The following is a 14,791-nucleotide window of genomic DNA, read 5'->3' as shown; positions in this document are numbered from 1 at the left end:
TTTCCTTTATTTATTTTTCTGTTTGAAAATTAATTCATCCGGTGCTGCCATACCCTGTTCATGTTTTGCCAGATGTCTGATGTATTCAATATCCTGTTTCAACCGCAGGATCTGATTTTCTATCCGCTGGTTCTCCTGTTTCACAATATCGATCTGGGCGGATACGGATGCTTTTTGCCGGTTAAGCTGACGATAATCCCGAATCCCGTGGGTGGAGAAAAAAATAAAGACCAGAAACAGCCCCATCAGAAACAATGTCAGATATAAACCGAATTTTTCAATGCGCCCCATGGGAATCCTTTTTTTTCAAATGGTCATCCAGCCTGTGCCCGATCATGCTCAGTTCCGGCAAATGCAGCAATTTGGCCCCGATCCATACAATGGCCATACCCAGCAACACACAAGCCATCACTTTTATCCCCAATAACAGCTTTCCTTGGGTATCAAAGAAAAGGTGCTGTTTTACCCACTGGATTGAAATGATCATTATAACAGATAAGAAAAAGGCTCTGCAAGCTGAAACCAGAATACCTGTTTTTGAGACAACCACCCCTGCCAGAGGCCGGGTCATCAAAAAAAAGAATCCGGCCATGGAAGACATCGTCACGGCCAGTGCCAGCCCCCGTGCCCCCATATAATACATCAGTAAAGGAGCGCACACCAGATTGGTGGTCATGGATATGATTCCGGCATAAAAAGGATCCCGGGAACTGTTCAAGGCATAATGCAGGGTCACGAACAGGCGGGTGCCGATAAATGCGCCGATGCCCAGGGCCAGATACCACAGGCATTCCGCCGTCTTGATCACGGCGGCTGTGTCAAAAGCACCCTGGCCGAACAACAGCCGGACAATGGGTTCGCGCAACACCATCAGTCCGGCCATGGCCGGTACAGCCACAAACACGGCCAGCCGGACCCCGGCATCAAACACGTCGCTGATGTCCTTAATGTCTCCGGCTGCCGCTTTTCTGGAAAAAAAAGGCAGCAGCACCGTGGAAATTGACACCGCGATCAGGGCCACGGGAAACTGGACCAGGCGGTCGGCATAATACAGAAACGACACACTGCCATCCACCAGAAAAGAAGCAAGAAAAGAGATCACCAGCATATTGATCTGATACGGGGCCGCCCCCACCATACAGGGCACCATATTTTTGATACTGTCCATGACCGGGGGATGACACCAGACAAACCGGGCCGGTTGAAACAATTGGTACGGGACCATGAAAGGGATCTGAAACATCAGCTGAATCCCGCCCCCTGCCATCACTCCGACGGCCAGCCAGATCACGGGGTCAAACACCTGCTTTGGTACGGTCAATGCAAACGCAATCACCACCAGATTAAAAACAAGGGGGGTGGCTCCGGGCACACAAAATTGGCCCAGGGTGTTCAACACGGCCATGCACAAAGAAATCATCATAATGACCCAGAGATACGGCATCATGATTTTAAACAGGGTCAGGGTCAAAGCAAACCGATCCCCGCCGGGCGCAAATCCCGGTGCCATGAAATGCAGCAACCAGGGGGCCAGCAACCATCCGGCCAGAATCAGAAATGCACTCAAGGCAGACAGGACCCCGAACGCACTGGTCACCATTGTCACGGCCTCATCTTGTTGACCCGTTTGAATGGACCGGGAAAAAGGGGGCACAAAAGAGATGCTGAAAATGCCGTCGCTGAACATTTTTCTGAGCAGGTCAAAGGGCCGGAATGCGATAAAAAAAGCGTCACTTGCGGCCGTGGTTCCGATCATCATGGCGATGAACGCATCCCGGATCACCCCGAATATCCGGCTTAAAAGCGTTAAACCGGTGATTGCGGCTGTATGTTTGATCAGGGCCATGACAAAATTATCCTTGACAGGAAAGCAAAATTTTTGTAGATATTTGGTTTTGAAATATCTAATTTTTTAAAATTCAACCGACGAATACAAGGAGTGAACGTAAATTGGCCAACCACAAATCCGCAAAAAAACGGGCAAAACAGAACCTGGTCAGACGACAGAGAAACAGATCTGTAAAATCCACACTGAAAACATTGGAAAAAAAGTTGCGTGCGGCCAAGGCATCGGGGGATGATGCCACCATGGAATTGATGCGGCAAAACCAGTCCGCCCTTCAAAAAGCCTCCCAAAAAGGCATTATTCATAAAAATACCGCTTCCAGAAAAATTTCAAGACTTTCCAAACTTGTGCACGCGTAAATAACAAAGACAGGATTTACCCGGGGTAGATCCTGTCTTGTTTTCAACCGTTTTTCTCTCGTTCAAAAGTTGGCTGACATCTGGCTGACCAGCCGATCCGCCATTCGTTGTGCAATGATTTCTAAGGCATCTCTGATATTGGACTCATCATCGATATTGTCCGAACCCACCGTGAAAGATTCAAGCGCGGAAAAATTATTCACGGACCAGATCACTTTTTTATCAGGTGACAGCAATTTCACATCCACCACAGCTCTGACCCGCCTTTCCGTCACTGTTTCCGTGGAAGACCGGGACAGGGTCGAAAACGTGATGGCGGTTATTTCTCCTTTGATCAGATACGCGGCATTTGCCGGGGCCACCACGGCAGTGTCGGTCCGGTCCTGAATTTCACGGATCAATTCATTGGTAAAATCAATGCCGGCCCGGGTCTGGGCCGTTCGATTGGTAAACACTTCCACGCCCACCCGGGTCACCCCGGGATGAACGGGACCGCCTCCCTCCAGGCGATACCCGCAGGCGGACAGCACAAGCAGCCCGCCGGCGAAAAAAAGCATCAAAGATTTCATGGAACCGATCATATCACACCACAATGTTGACAAGAATTTGTTTTTTGTTGACCAGAATGATTTTTTTAACGGGCTGATCCTGAATATGTCTGACCACATTTTCATCCGCCAGGGCCGTTTCTTTGATGACCGCCTCACTGGTGTCCGCGGCCACGCTGAATTTGGCCCGCAGCTTGCCGTTGACCTGGACCACCACCAGGGCCTGGTCGGTTTCCAGGCTGTCTTTGCGAAATTTTGGCCAGGGTTGCGCCAGCACACTGCCCTTGTGCCCCATCTTTTCAAACAGCTCTTCACAGAAATGCGGCACAAACGGACTGAGCAGCAGCACCATGTTGTTGATGGCAGCCAGCACCACGGCGTTTGTTTCCTTGTCTGATGTATCCAGATCAATGGTGTACAAAGCGTTCACCAGCTCCATGACCGCAGCGATGGCCGTGTTGAAATGAAAGCTTTCATCGATATCCGCCGTGACTTTTTGAATGGTCTGGTGGGTTTTGATGTACAAGGCTTTGGCCGCCGGGTTTTTCAAATCCCCGGCCGGTCCGCTGAACGGAGCCACCTGTTGGGTGTCGATTTTTTCCATGCATTCCAGGACCCGGCGCCACACCCGGTTGATAAACCGGTTGCTGCCATCCACCCCGTCTTCACTCCATTCCAGGTCCCGCTCCGGCGGGGCCGCAAACAAACAGAACAACCGGGTGACGTCTGCCCCGTATTTTTCCAGCAGGTCATTGGGGTCCACCACGTTTTTCTTGGACTTGGACATCTTGATGACCCGGCCGACTTCCACATCCTTGCCGCACCGGGTGCAGACAAAGGCATCGTCCCCTTTTTTCTTCGCCTGTTCCGGAAACAGATACCCGTGCTCGGGACAGGTCATGGTCTCTTTGCACACCATGCCCTGGGTGAGCAGCCGGGTGAACGGTTCTTTAAAGTCCACCATGCCGAAGTGATGCAGGACCCGCATAAAATATCTGGAATACAAAAGATGCAGCACGGCATGCTCCACCCCGCCGATGTACTGGTCCACGGGGGCCCAGTATTTGACGGCATCCGGATCAAACATGCCGCTTTCATACCGGGGAGAACAATACCGCAGATAATACCAGGACGATTCCACAAACGTGTCCATGGTATCCGTGTCCCGCCGGGCATCTTCTCTGCCGCATGCCGGACAAATGGTCTGCTTGAAATAATCCAGGGTGGGCAAAGGAGAACCCCCTTTGGCCAGCAGGTTGGCATCTTCAGGCAGGGTTATGGGCAGATCCGTTTCCGGGACGGGCACCACCCCGCAGTCCGGACAGTGGATCACGGGGATGGGCGCGCCCCAGTAACGCTGCCGGGAGATGCCCCAGTCCCGCAGCCGGTAGGAGATCGCTTTTTTCCCTCTGCCCTGCGCTGCCAGCCAGTCCGTGATCGCTTCCATGGCCGTGTCATTGTCCATGCCGTCAAACCGGCCGGAATTGACCATCACCCCGGGGCCGGCATATGCGGCCTCCATGGTGTCCGGGTCCAGGGTCTCGCCTTCAGACTGCACCACCACCCGGATCTCAAGATGGTATTTTCTGGCAAAGTCAAAGTCCCGCTGGTCTCCGCAGGGCACGGACATGATGGCCCCCGTGCCGTATCCCATGAGCACGAAATTGGCCGTATAGATGGGGATTTTTTCGCCCGTGGCCGGGTTGATGCAAAACCGCCCCGTGAACACCCCTTCTTTTTCATATTTTTCCAGGCCTTCCAGGGACCGTTCCTGGGCCGCCACTTTTTCCACAAAATCCGCCACAGCTGCGGCCTGATCCGTTCCCTGACACAGGGTTTCCACCAGGGGGTGTTCCGGTGCCAGGCACATGAACGTGGCCCCGAAAATCGTGTCCGGCCGGGTGGTAAACACCTCGATTTCTTCGTCCATGTCCGCGACCTGAAACTTGAGTTCAGAGCCGACGCTTTTGCCGATCCAGTTTTTCTGCATCACCGTGACCTTGTCCGGCCATCCCGGCAACAGGTCGCAGTGCACCAGAAGATCTTCGGCAAAATCCGTGATTTTAAAAAACCACTGCCACAGTTTTTTCTGGTGAACGGGCTGGGAACACCGCCAGCACTTGTCCTGTTCCACCTGTTCATTGGCCAGCACGGTCTGGCATTTTTCACACCAGTTGACAAAGGATTCCTTGCGGTATGCCATGCCGTTTTCCAGCATCTTTAAAAACAGCCACTGTTCCCATTTATAATATTCCGGCCGGCAGGTGGCGATCTCCCGGTCCCAGTCATAGGAAAATCCCATTTTTTTGAGCTGGGCCCGCATGGCCCGGATGTTGTCATAGGTCCAGGCCGCCGGATGGGTGTTGTTGTCAATGGCCGCGTTTTCCGCAGGCATGCCGAATGCGTCCCATCCCATGGGGTGAAGCACGTTGTATCCCTGCATTCTCTTGTACCGCACCACCACATCGCCGATGGTATAGTTGCGCACATGCCCGATATGAATTTTCCCGGACGGATAGGGAAACATCTCCAGCAGGTAATATTTTTCCTTCGAAGGGTCTTCCGTGACCTTGAAAAGTCCCCGGTCTTTCCAGAAAGCCTGCCATTTGGGTTCCACATCCGCAGGGTTGTACCGTTCCTCCATGTTTCTTTTTTCCTTTCCCACGCATCTTAAAACATCTGTTTACATATTAAAACCCAATAGATGCCACAACCTTGGTCAAATAGCAAGGGATAGAAAACCCGGGATTAAATAAATGAACGCAGACACATGGGCGTCCAGATTACAGGAAATTCAGATGATAAGAAACACGGTTGCACCCGGTTTCGGCAAACAGGTTACTCTTTGGAAGGAGCGGTGTTCTCATTATCCGGATCAGAATTGTTTTTTTTCTCCAGTTTGCGTTGTCTTTTTTCCTCTTTTTTCTTTTTCTTTGCCATTTCTTTCTGGCGCTTTTCAAATGAATAATTTGGCTTGAACAATATTACATCCTCATTAATGGTTTGGGTTCTGAACTCACATCGACCCATTTAGATATCCTGATTGGCCCATAATGTCAAATTTCCAGATATCATGGCTGCCACCCATCAGGGATACTTATGGGTGAATGCGGTCAGGGAAAATAATCAGTGCTGTCAGAAGTTCAGACTGATCGTATGTCCCCGATTTGCAGCCCTTTCAACTTCCCGGCAAACCAAAGGTATCAGAAATGCAAATTTTTGCATTTCTGATATTTTCAAAAACAGCTCTAAGAATCAATACTCCCAATCCTTTGCCAGGCAAGGGATTTCAGAGATTTTGAAAAGATCCATGGCAGGTTACCCCACCGATATTTTTTCATCCACCCATGCCATGGTTATTTTGTCGGTCAATAAAAAACAGTGAACCTGATTTATTTCTGCTGGAAACACGCAGATACCAGCTGTTTCCAGCCGGATCATATGGTTGAAAAAAACAGGATTGTCGGAAATGCAAAAATTTGCATTTCTGACACTCATCAAATGATATATGCCCGTATCCCGCACGGGTAAAGGGATTTGCTGAAAATCAACAATCTGACATGCCTGACATTTTCACCTGGGAATCTGTACCTGATCCATCTGCCAATTAGAGACTGCATCGCCAAATTTTGCTGCCGGCACAGAAAATCATAGTCCATCATTTTCTTTTCCACTGTCCGGGTCTTTCACTGTAAAGACCTCATGATTTATATTGGTATCCATTCTTTTTCCGGATTTTGAAAACGCATGCTGTAGATAATTATTTTTGAGTAAAAAAAGATGTTAACGCCAAGTATACTGATTACAAGGGATTCCAGAAAACGTATTCGGGCGATTGAAGGTTGTTTATCCAAAGTCAAACCGACTGAGCCCTCTGCAATCCAGTGAAACGCCAAGTTATTGTGTGTCTTATTTAAAGTCTGACGAAACTTGAAATCTTGGAGTATTGTCGGGTTTAATCGGCCTTCCTGTAATAAAGAACACATCGGATTCTAACAGGTTAGCTTCCTTTAAAGTAATATTATCATCTAACTCAATTTTTTCCCCATCACGTTTCATGTTCAATACAGGTGAGTTGCCTCTTCTTAGCAATTTTACTTTTTTAGAGGCCTTCCCTTTTTCAAGGCGATCGATAAATAAATGTGAAAAATCAAAAATTAGCATGTTCGCGGGGGCTTTGACCAAATAATTGACTCCTTCCAAACTAGATTCAATTTTTAAAGTGATCAAGTCTTGTTTAAAAAAAATGAGGTTTTCCCAAATCCGACAAAGAAAGATGCTTAAAATGAAGGCCACCACAAAAAGACCAAGATATCCTATCAAACCAAGATTTGATAAATATTTTGGAGCAATACTAAAAGCACCTAATGGTTCAATGAAAAGCCACAAAGCTCCAAATGAAGACAAATAGACATATCCAAATGTTTTCAATTCAGTTGTTTCGTAATTGCCGATAGTAATTCTTTTCATAATTTGTACTTAGCTATAACAAGTTCATGTGTGGATCAGCTTACCCTTTACAAAGAGATTATCTATCTGTATCTCATGCTAAAATGAAAAAAGAGCAAAAATGTTTATCATCTTTATATCTGATCTCTTTCCATTTTTGAAATAGTACAAACACAATCAGACCTGCATTTTTTCCAGTTGTCCAGTCTCACCCATCATGCAATCTTTGATTCAGGTCACAAGCAACCATTCATGCCCTATCATGAATAAATCAAAACCTCAACAAGCATATTTGGTATCTGCGAACGGCCCTTCTTTGCCGGCGCTATGATCTGACCAATGAAAAAATTGTTGCGTATTGATGTATCTGATAACCAAGCCATCTATCTGTTTTTTTTAAAGGCCCGGGTGTGGTATGTAAACGCCAGCAGGGGATCAACCGCAATACGAAACGGGGATAATCATTCCCCCGGCCAAAGGGACGATCCTTGAAATCGGTATCCGGTCCGGTCTCACTCTGCCCGGATGCTGTTTTACTTTGATGCATCGACTAAAGGAGCATGGCCATGCAATCATATATCCCCGGGTATATCAGGGCCAGGCAGACGGGGCGGCTGAAACAGGCCATTCAACAGGCCATGGATCTGCTGTCCTCCTGCACCCTGTGCCCCCGCCGTTGCCGGGTTGACCGGACCAGAGATGAAAAAGGGGTTTGCAGCACCGGGAAAAAAGCGGTGGTGGCCGGTTTTTCGCCGCATTTCGGGGAAGAACCGCCACTGGTCGGGGACAATGGCTCAGGCACCCTGTTTTTTTCCCATTGCAGCCTCAAGTGTGTTTTCTGCCAGAACCACGACATCAGCGTTTCAGGGGCCGGACAAAAAGCAGATCCAGAAGAGATTGCCGCCATCATGCTGCACCTTCAGCAGGCCGGATGCCACAACATCAATCTTGTGACCCCCACCCATGTGGTCCCCCAGATACTTCAGGCCCTGGATTCGGCCATTGAACAGGGCCTGGGCATTCCTTTGGTCTACAACTGCTCAGGATATGAAAACCGGGATACCCTGGCGCTTTTAAACGGGATCATTGACATCTATATGCCGGATTTCAAATTCTGGGACAATGCCGCTGCCGGACAGTACTGCCATGCCAGCGATTACAGTCAGACAGCAAAAAAAGCTGTCCTGGCCATGCAGGCCCAGGTGGGGGATCTGGTTGTGGATCAAGATGGTATTGCTGTTTCCGGACTTCTGGTGCGGCACCTTGTCATGCCCGGCCGGCTGGAGGAAACCCGCCGGATTTTACAATTTCTTAAAAACGAGGTGTCTTCCAACACCCATGTAAATCTTATGTCCCAGTACCGGCCCATGGGAGATGCCGCCCAATTCCCCGATCTGGCCGCCCCCTTGACAGCCAAAGAATTTAAAACCGCTCTTCAGATGGGAAAAGACGCCGGGTTGGAACTGATCCGATAACGCCGGGCTATAATGATAGATGATCACAAAAATTTTATACCTGACATCACAACATTCAGTTCACATTTAAAACCCCATGATTTGAAATACAGGCGGCTCGATTCTTGATTTCTTGCACTCCGGACATTTTCCGGGTTTCTTGAAACTTTTTCTGTCCTTAAATTCAAATCCGCAGCCCAGGCAGTAGCATGGTGTTATTTTAATTTGTTTTTTCTGGTGGCGGATACTTTTTTCAATTGATGGCAGGTGTGAGTATGCTTCTTTTTCTCTGATCCGCAGGGCCTTTGAAAGATCTCTTGCGGTCATGGGCGCCGCTTCCAGGCAGCGGATGATCTGTTCTCTGATTGTCAGTTGTTTGTCAGATTTCATAATATTACCCTTACTGAAGTGCCTTAAACCGACTGAAATCATCCGCATTTACCAGCGCCCGGGACCAGACCAGAGATTCAGGCCAGTCGTGCTTTTTCGCCACCTGTGGGACCGTAAAACCTTTCAATAAATCGATATTTACCCATTTTGCCACTTGTGGCATTTTGGGTAAATAGGTACCGGCGTGATATCAACAGTGACAGGGACATAAATGAGCGGCGTTGAATTGACCATTGGAGAGCAAAATATTAATTTCGCAAATATTTGCATTATTAATAAAGGGTAACTCAGTAACACCGCCAATCAGCAGTGTGGCTTACGTCGGCTGAATTAGCCTGATTATGCATACATTAATTTCCCTTTAGGTTTCGGAATCTCACGCCCCAACTCTTTCGCAGTTTCAATCCATTCGTTTATGATTATCTCTGCATTTGAAACAGCTTCTTGATAACTATGACCATCAGCCATACATCCAGGGAGTTCTGGGACTTCTGCGAGAAATAATTTATCACTCTCACTCCAATAGATGATTATCTCATATTTATTCATCGTCTACTCCCAAATTTAAGTTGGTACGAGCTTCGGCACCTTTATATCTCATCTCTTTCCACTTTTAAAATAGTACAAACACAATCAGGTCTGCATTTTTTCCAGTTGTCCAGTCTCACCCATCTTGCAATCGTTGATTCGGGTCCCACGCAACCTCTCTTGCCCTATCATGAATAAATCAAAACCTCAACAATCATATCTGGTATCTGCGAACAGCCCTCTGTGCCCCCTTCGGTGCCGGGTTGAAACTGATCAGATAACGCCGGACTAGTGCCGCTGTTGCAGGTGCCTGGCCCCCAGCCGCATGGGAATAATGACACAGGCTGTGCAGATCAGGGGAACCAGCACAAAACTGACCGCACTCCATGCTATTTCGTATCCGGCCAGGGGGCGGTTTTTGATACCGGCCATGAAAATGGTGTAGACGGGACCGGCTTCCAGCAGGATGACGGCAGCCACCAGCGCGGCACAGGCCGTCATATAGACCATGCCGCCGAAACTGGTAACACTTTTCAACGGGCTCTCCAGATTGAAATCTGCAAATATGCTGCCGATGCCGATGGCAAGCGCGGTCACGGGCGGCACCACCAGGGCCGTGGTGACAATGGAAAGGATCATCATAAAGACAGTGACATGGAGCAGGATATTGGTGGTGACGATCAGCACCTGGGCCATGATGAACAACGGGACCAGATAAACCAGAAATTTGATCCACAGGAATCGTGACAGGGACACGGGCGAAGACCGGATAATCCAGAACGCTTCGGACTCCATGCTGACGGCGGGATAGGCAAACCGGCCGGCCACGGCCGTCAGCACAAACAGGGCCAGCCCCATGTTCAGAAAACTGAGCAGATTCTGAAGATAAAATGCTTTGATGGGAGATCGGTCCAGGGGCAGCAGGGTAAAATTGTATATATAGATGATGATCAGGGCCAGGACCAGAAAAATCTGGCTCCACTGGGTCTGGTCCCGCATGAAGGACCGGATCTCCCGGAAGGCCAGGGCCAGGGTCAAAGAGGGCTGCTTTTTTTGCATCAGGCGGGCGTTGTCCGGTCCTTTCACCGTTTTTTGCTTTTTGCCCAGGCTTTTTGACAACCCTTTTTTATAATACAGGTCGGCCGCCAGAAGCATGGCCAGCAAAGCCACCAGAGAAAAGCTCCAGGACAGCGCCATATCGACCAGGGCCGGGCCCGTGTTTTTTTCCAGAAGGTTTTTGATGCTGTCAAAACACCAGGTGCCGGGAAACCAGGGAGATGACGGGGTTTCCAATGAAGCGATGTACAAGAGCACGGTGTTGAAAGCTTCCGGGTCCACCAGCTGTTCGGGCCGGATCATGCGGGCAGCCAGATACAGCAGGCAGAACACCAGAATGCCGGCAACCACCAGAACACTTTTCAGCCGGCCGGCCGGGATCACCATGACCAGAATGATGACAAAGATGCCTCCCAGAACCGATGCTGTCACAGACAGGGATATGACGGACATGCCCATCAATACAAACGTAAGACCCCCGCTGTCAAAAACCAGCACATACGACAGCAGCACGGGGATGAGATACAGCAGCACCATCCAGGAGCCGTCCACATAAGCAGCCGTCCACCGGGACAACAGCACCTGCCAGGCCGGCACGGGCATGGCGTGAACACAGATCAGGTCTTTGGACAGATAAAACCGTGACACAGCCGTGATAACGGCACTGATGAACAGCAAGGAAAACGCCACGGTAATGATCATGGACAGCATTTTATAAGACAGCAGTGTGCCGATCTCATCAATACCGGAAAAGTACATCAGGACCCGCCAGGAGATCCAGAATGTTCCGGCCCAGAAACACAGGCCCAGCAGCGCCAGAAAAAACAGCTTCCAGGGGATGCGGGATGCGGATTTGTGACACAGCTGATTTTTCATGCCCCGCAGTCCCGGGGTCAACAGCAGGATCACCGCATTCACGGGACTTCTCCTGATCCGGTCAGATCCAAAAACAGATCTTCCAGCCGGTCATGGGAGTCACCGGCCCGGGCCTGGAGCTCGGCAACGGTTCCATGGGTCAGGATCCTGCCTTTGTGGATAATGGCCACCTGATCACAGATGCTTTCGGCGATTTCCAGGGTATGGGTGGACATGAACACGGTTTTTCCCTTATCAGCCAGATCCCGGAACAGTTTTTTCACCAGCCGGATGGCGGCCGGATCCAGGCCCACCATGGGTTCATCCACAATGATGATCTCAGGATCATGAATCAGGGCCGATGCCATGACCAGGCGCTGTTTCATGCCGTGGGAATAGGATTCGATCAGATGATCGGCATAATCCTGCATGGCAAACAGCGACAGATACCGGTCCCGGGCCGCAATAAAATCTTTGGGCCTCACCCGGTAGATATCGGCGCAGAATTTTAAAAATTCATTGCCCGTGAGTTTTTCATATAAATAGGGCCGGTCCGGAATGAATCCGATTTTCTGTTTGGCTTTTTCCGGACGGGTGTTCAGATCGATGCCGGCAATCCTGACCGTGCCTGCGTCCGGCACCAGTATGCCGGCCAAAATCCGGATGGTGGTGGTTTTTCCGGCCCCGTTGGGACCGATGAACCCGAACAGGCACCCTGAAGGAATGGACAGGGTCAGATCCTTGACGGCCGTGACCCCCTGATACTGTTTGGTGATGTTTTCAATGGATATCATTCTTACCTGGTTTTAAGAATGGTGATCTGTATGTTGCCGATCATGTCTGCCGGTGAAGCGCCATGTTTTTCCTCCCGGTTTGGTCTTCTTCGATGATTAAGACAACCCCTCCCCTTTTGTCAACTGAAATCTTGGTGCCAGTCCATTTTCACCTTGACCCTGGCCGGTGCCGATGGTATATAGAATGGTTTTATTAAACACCTGAACGGCAGGTGTTGGTTTATTTAATCCCTTGCTCCGGAATCATGCCGGGGCTTTATATCCGCAAGGAGATGAAATGAGGAAGTACGAAACCGTCATTATTTCTGACCCTGATCTTCAGGATCAATCACGCACGGACCTGCTTGATAAAGTCAGAAATATCATTGCCAAAGAAAATGGTATTGTGTTGTATGTTGATGACTGGGGCAGCAAAAAACTGGCCTATGAAATCAACAGAAAATTCCGGGGCCACTATATCTGCCTGACCTACGGGGGCACCGGGGACCTGGTCAAGGAACTTGAAAGAAATCTGAGACTCAGTGACGATGTCATGAAATACATGACCATCCTTGTTTCCGCGGATGAGACCGCGGAATCTTTGGCCAAAGAGGCTCAGGATGCTGAAGCGGCAAAAGCTGAAACAGCCGCATCCCAGGATGCTGAAAAAACAGCCGATGCCGAAACAGACAAAGAAACCGATGACTCGGATGCGGATGAAACATCAAAAAAATCCGATGAAACCGTCACAGACGATCAGAATTGAATTTAGTTAGAAAGGATACTGATTATGTATAAAGACCAGGCCCAAAGAGGCGGTGCCAAAAACAGATTTTACCAGCGCCGGAAAATATGCCGCTTCTGCGTGGACAACGACATGGTAATTGATTACAAAAACGCCAAAACATTAAAACAGTTCATTACGGAACGGGGAAAAATCATTCCCCGGCGCATCACAGGCACCTGTGCCAAGCATCAGCGCAAATTGTCGCTGGCCATCAAACAGGCCCGCCAGATCGCTTTGCTTCCGTTTGTGGGCCGACCCCCGCAATAGATCAGACAGCCGGAATCATACAAGATGTCCCCTATTATCGTGCATCCATCCGCCATCAAGGATATTATCCTGGGAATTTGCCTGTGTGTCCTGATTTTTGCCGTCAGCTACACGTTTCCTTTGCTGGGGGTGTTTGCGCTGCTGCTGTTGCCCCTGCCCGTGCTGTATTTTCGTTTAAAGCTGGGCAGAAACAGCGGCAGTATCATTGCCGGGGTCAGTTTTCTGGTGCTCCTGGTGATGAGCCGGGGCCTTGCCTTTGATACCCTGTACTTCGGCGCGTTGCTCATGACCGGGTTGTTTCTGGGAGAATGCATTGAACGTCAGTGCCGCATTGAAAAAACCATGCTGTTCACCGTGTCGGGTGTTCTTGGCGTATGTGTGGCTGTCTTCGGTGTGTACACGGTTTTTCAGTCCCGGGGGATCGGGGAGATGGTTCACGCTTACATTTCCCAGTACCTGGAACTGACAGGCGCATTATATACGGAAATGGGAATTGAAAAAGCCCAGATCGATGCCCTGAATGCCGCGTTTCTGGTTGTCATGCCCGGGATGTTCATTGTGTCGTACATGACCACGGTTTGGCTCAACATCCTGGTCATCAAAAAACTGCTGGCCCGGATCGGCATCCGGTTGAAAAACATGGAAGCGTTGAACCGGTTCAAAGCACCGGATCCACTTGTCTGGGCCGTGATCGGTTTCGGCGTGATTCTGGCCCTGCCCGTGGGACCTGTCAAGTATGTGGGCATCAACTGTCTGATCATTTTAATGCTGATTTATTTTTTTCAAGGAATCGCTGTTATATCATTTTATTTCCAGAAAAAAGAATCCCCGACCTTTCTGAAGGTTTTCTGTTACGGCCTGATTGCCGTGCAGATCTATTTTCTCATTCTGGTCATCGGTCTGGGATTTTTTGACAACTGGATCAATTTCAGAAAGCTGGAAATACAGGAAAAATGATAAAAAAACCCTTCAGTCCATGCAAAACGGGCTGACCCTTTTTGGAGGTTTTACATGAAAGTCATATTGAAAGAAACCATCGATACCTTGGGAATTGCAGGCTCGGAGTGCGAAGTGGCGCCGGGATACGGCCGCAATTACCTGCTTCCCCAGGGAAAAGCCATGCTTGCCACACCCCAGAACCGACGTATCATGGAACAGGCCCGGGCCAAGCTGGAACTGCAGATTGCCAAAGAGAAAAAACTGGCCGAGGAAATGGCCGAAAAAATCAAAGGCGTGGTCTGCAAGCTCAAAGCCAAGGTCCGGGAAGAGATTTATCTTTACGGCTCCATCACCACGCATGATATCAAGGAATCACTGGGCAGCCAGAATATCGGGGTGGAACGTCGTGCCATTCTTCTGGCGGAACCCATCAAGGAAACCGGTGAATACAAAGTACCCATCCGGCTCTACAAGGATGTGGAACCTGAAATCACCGTGATCGTTGAAGCGGAAGAAAAACAGGACCATTAAACAACCTTT

16 protein-coding genes are annotated in these 14,791 nt (G+C 49.4%); 6 read left to right on the top strand and 10 right to left on the bottom strand.

Annotation, left to right across the window (positions count from 1 at the left end; translation table 11 throughout):
• Positions 1-6: 6 nt before the first annotated feature.
• Together DPO_RS07130 and murJ are read right to left on the bottom strand one after the other, a co-directional pair.
• On the bottom strand, positions 7-291 hold the full coding sequence (locus DPO_RS07130) for an FtsB family cell division protein (protein WP_006965100.1): 285 nt from the start codon (positions 289-291) through the stop codon (positions 7-9).
• Complete coding sequence (murJ, locus tag DPO_RS07125) at positions 278-1,846, bottom strand: murein biosynthesis integral membrane protein MurJ (protein WP_006965098.1); 1,569 nt, start codon at positions 1,844-1,846, stop codon at positions 278-280. The genes DPO_RS07130 and murJ overlap by 14 nt, the downstream gene beginning before the upstream one ends.
• 104 nt (positions 1,847-1,950) lie before the next feature.
• Here murJ and rpsT point away from each other — a divergent pair, with 104 nt between their 5' ends.
• Positions 1,951-2,205, top strand: coding sequence for a 30S ribosomal protein S20 (gene rpsT / locus DPO_RS07120; protein ID WP_006965096.1), 255 nt, complete (start codon positions 1,951-1,953; stop codon positions 2,203-2,205).
• A 62-nt stretch (positions 2,206-2,267) separates the two neighbouring features.
• Here the strand turns inward: rpsT and lptE are convergent, their stop codons facing one another.
• The 4 genes from lptE to DPO_RS07095 all read right to left on the bottom strand — a co-directional run bounded on the left by lptE (position 2,268) and on the right by DPO_RS07095 (position 7,223).
• Positions 2,268-2,774 carry an LPS assembly lipoprotein LptE gene (gene lptE / locus DPO_RS07115; protein WP_236609915.1) on the bottom strand — a complete coding sequence of 169 codons (507 nt, stop codon included), beginning with the start codon at positions 2,772-2,774 and terminating at the stop codon, positions 2,268-2,270.
• 13 nt (positions 2,775-2,787) lie between these two features.
• Positions 2,788-5,397 carry a leucine--tRNA ligase gene (gene leuS / locus DPO_RS07110; protein WP_006965092.1) on the bottom strand — a complete coding sequence of 870 codons (2,610 nt, stop codon included), beginning with the start codon at positions 5,395-5,397 and terminating at the stop codon, positions 2,788-2,790.
• Positions 5,398-5,591: 194 nt separating this feature from the next.
• Positions 5,592-5,783 carry a hypothetical protein gene (locus tag DPO_RS07105; RefSeq protein WP_006965087.1) on the bottom strand — a complete coding sequence of 64 codons (192 nt, stop codon included), beginning with the start codon at positions 5,781-5,783 and terminating at the stop codon, positions 5,592-5,594.
• 879 nt (positions 5,784-6,662) lie between these two features.
• Entirely contained in the window at positions 6,663-7,223 is a 561-nt protein-coding gene (locus tag DPO_RS07095; RefSeq protein WP_006965086.1) for a hypothetical protein, read from the bottom strand.
• Between the two features lie 545 nt (positions 7,224-7,768).
• On the opposite strand from DPO_RS07095, the gene DPO_RS07090 reads away from it, so the two are divergent.
• Complete coding sequence (locus tag DPO_RS07090; RefSeq protein ID WP_006965085.1) at positions 7,769-8,677, top strand: radical SAM protein; 909 nt, start codon at positions 7,769-7,771, stop codon at positions 8,675-8,677.
• A gap of 66 nt (positions 8,678-8,743) precedes the next feature.
• Here DPO_RS07090 and DPO_RS07085 read toward each other — a convergent pair whose 3' ends face one another.
• From DPO_RS07085 to DPO_RS07070, 4 genes are all read right to left on the bottom strand, one after another.
• Entirely contained in the window at positions 8,744-9,046 is a 303-nt protein-coding gene (locus DPO_RS07085; RefSeq protein ID WP_006965084.1) for a transcriptional regulator, read from the bottom strand.
• A 339-nt stretch (positions 9,047-9,385) separates the two neighbouring features.
• Positions 9,386-9,595 (bottom strand): type II toxin-antitoxin system HicB family antitoxin, encoded by a 210-nt coding sequence (locus DPO_RS07080; RefSeq protein ID WP_006965082.1) that lies wholly within the window; start codon positions 9,593-9,595, stop codon positions 9,386-9,388.
• A gap of 267 nt (positions 9,596-9,862) precedes the next feature.
• Positions 9,863-11,548: a putative ABC transporter permease subunit gene (locus tag DPO_RS07075; RefSeq protein WP_006965081.1), complete on the bottom strand. Its 1,686-nt coding sequence runs from the start codon at positions 11,546-11,548 to the stop codon at positions 9,863-9,865.
• The gene (locus tag DPO_RS07070) at positions 11,545-12,279 is read right to left on the bottom strand and encodes an ABC transporter ATP-binding protein (protein ID WP_006965080.1); all 735 of its coding nucleotides are present in this window, start codon (positions 12,277-12,279) and stop codon (positions 11,545-11,547) included. Before DPO_RS07070 ends, DPO_RS07075 begins: the two co-directional genes overlap by 4 nt.
• Before the next feature lie 277 nt (positions 12,280-12,556).
• On the opposite strand from DPO_RS07070, the gene rpsF reads away from it, so the two are divergent.
• Genes rpsF through rplI form a run of 4 tightly spaced genes read left to right on the top strand, consistent with a single transcriptional unit; the run spans position 12,557 to position 14,782 of the window.
• Positions 12,557-13,024, top strand: a complete 468-nt coding sequence (gene rpsF, locus DPO_RS07065) for a 30S ribosomal protein S6 (RefSeq protein WP_006965079.1) — start codon at positions 12,557-12,559, stop codon at positions 13,022-13,024.
• Between the two features lie 24 nt (positions 13,025-13,048).
• Positions 13,049-13,312: a 30S ribosomal protein S18 gene (gene rpsR / locus DPO_RS07060; RefSeq protein ID WP_006965078.1), complete on the top strand. Its 264-nt coding sequence runs from the start codon at positions 13,049-13,051 to the stop codon at positions 13,310-13,312.
• A gap of 24 nt (positions 13,313-13,336) precedes the next feature.
• Entirely contained in the window at positions 13,337-14,269 is a 933-nt protein-coding gene (locus DPO_RS07055; RefSeq protein WP_006965077.1) for a DUF2232 domain-containing protein, read from the top strand.
• Between the two features lie 54 nt (positions 14,270-14,323).
• A complete protein-coding gene (gene rplI, locus DPO_RS07050; protein WP_006965076.1) occupies positions 14,324-14,782 on the top strand; it encodes a 50S ribosomal protein L9 in 459 nt (152 codons plus the stop codon).
• Positions 14,783-14,791 lie beyond the last annotated feature (9 nt).

The sequence above is a fragment of the Desulfotignum phosphitoxidans DSM 13687 genome, assembly GCF_000350545.1.
Taxonomy (GTDB): Bacteria; Desulfobacterota; Desulfobacteria; order Desulfobacterales; family Desulfobacteraceae; genus Desulfotignum; species Desulfotignum phosphitoxidans.
This window is presented reverse-complemented; position numbering and strand designations above follow the sequence as displayed.